The following is a 1,355-nucleotide window of genomic DNA, read 5'->3' on the forward strand; positions in this document are numbered from 1 at the left end:
TGGTCAACAATACTGCAACCAAATAAGGAAAAATCGCGGTCAGTTAGGCTATATATGGTTCTTGGACGAGGTGTTCATTAAAATAAATGGTGTCCTTCATTATCTATGGCGGGCAGTCGATCAGGACGGAGATGAAATTGATAGTCTGGTTCAGAAACGCAAGGATAAAAACGCTGCCATGCAATTTTTCAGAAAATTGTTAAAAGGCCAACAAGTACCGCCCATCAAGATTGTGACCAACAAACTTAAGAGTTATTCAGCAGGGAAACGAGAGCTGATGCCAAGTGCAGAACACTCCACTAAGCAGTATAAAAATAATCGATGTGAACTTTCCCATCAGCCATCCAGGCAACAGGAACGACAGATGAGGCGTTTCAAATCGCAGGGGCACGCTCAACGATTTTTATCCTGCCATGGCATCGTCAATAATTTGTTTCGACTTGGTCGACATCTTATGAAGGCCAGTAATTACAGAATGTTCCGTGAACGATCGTTTGATGAATGGGATAGGGTAAGTTGTATTCAAAAGTCGACCTAGGACGTTTAAAACTAGTTTTTATCGTCTAAATTCGATAAGTTGACAATACCTAGCGAACTTGCGGTGGCCACATAACGCCCGGGCCAAAAGGCGATTGTGTAGCTGCTTATTATGACGTTTTGGTTTGTACAAGATTTATCCCTGCCAATTTATACCTTGCATATATATCTTGAAAGAGCTCGTGACTAGAGTCGTCAAATTCATCTGGCATTTTAGATGTTAGCTTTAAATTTCTTAATTTCTTGTCTTCTTCTTTCGATATTGTGGCATAGAAAAGATACTTTTCTATGCACTCTTGTATGTGATGAATTTCCGTTGTCGAGTTTACGACTAGTTTTTTAAGTTCCTCTGTAATTCGTTTTAACGGAACGATATGCTCTTTCACAACTAGCTTTCTATCTTGAGTTTTTGCGGCACCTTCAGAAATCGCTTCATTTTCGCCCCAAACGATTTTTTCCCAGTCTGCCGTCCCTGTTCTTTTGATATAGCCATTTTTATAGCAGTAATACTGATCTACAAAATGACGAAGATGCTGGAACCTATTGTTATCAAGTTCAAGCTTTATGTGCCTTAACTCAATCTCCCAATATTGAATTTTATCCATAGTTAATATTCATAACGAGGCTGTAGAAAAAGTCGGTTTTGACTATTCACAGCATCGCCTTTCTTTAAATTTTCATTGTCCACAACTTTGCCTTGAGCCGAGATGTTTTGCAAAGTTTTTTACTCCTAGTTTTGATTTTCCAGTTTTTGGCCTTTATCTGGCTGGAGAAATCTGTTTTGATGGGCTTGTAGGGGATGATTTTGAGGTGTGGTT

Annotated in this window: 2 protein-coding genes; one reads left to right on the forward strand and one right to left on the reverse strand. The window is 39.3% G+C overall.

Translation table 11 applies throughout. The features are described 5' to 3' along the window. Positions 1-538: DDE-type integrase/transposase/recombinase (locus CXF81_RS00335; protein WP_101179111.1), on the forward strand; the 538-nt coding region annotated here is incomplete at its 5' end. Positions 539-647: 109 nt separating this feature from the next. On the opposite strand, the gene CXF81_RS00340 is transcribed toward CXF81_RS00335, so the two are convergent. Beyond that, entirely contained in the window at positions 648-1,142 is a 495-nt protein-coding gene (locus CXF81_RS00340) for a hypothetical protein (protein ID WP_101179113.1), read from the reverse strand. Positions 1,143-1,355 lie beyond the last annotated feature (213 nt).

The sequence above is a fragment of the Glaciecola sp. 33A genome, from assembly GCF_002836745.1.
Classification (GTDB): domain Bacteria; phylum Pseudomonadota; class Gammaproteobacteria; order Enterobacterales; family Alteromonadaceae; genus Glaciecola.

Bases quoted from the DNA above. Each gene is read 5' to 3' on its own strand.
- CXF81_RS00340 (WP_101179113.1), bottom strand. From the start codon at position 1,142: ATGGATAAAATTCAATATTGGGAGATTGAGTTAAGGCACATAAAGCTT.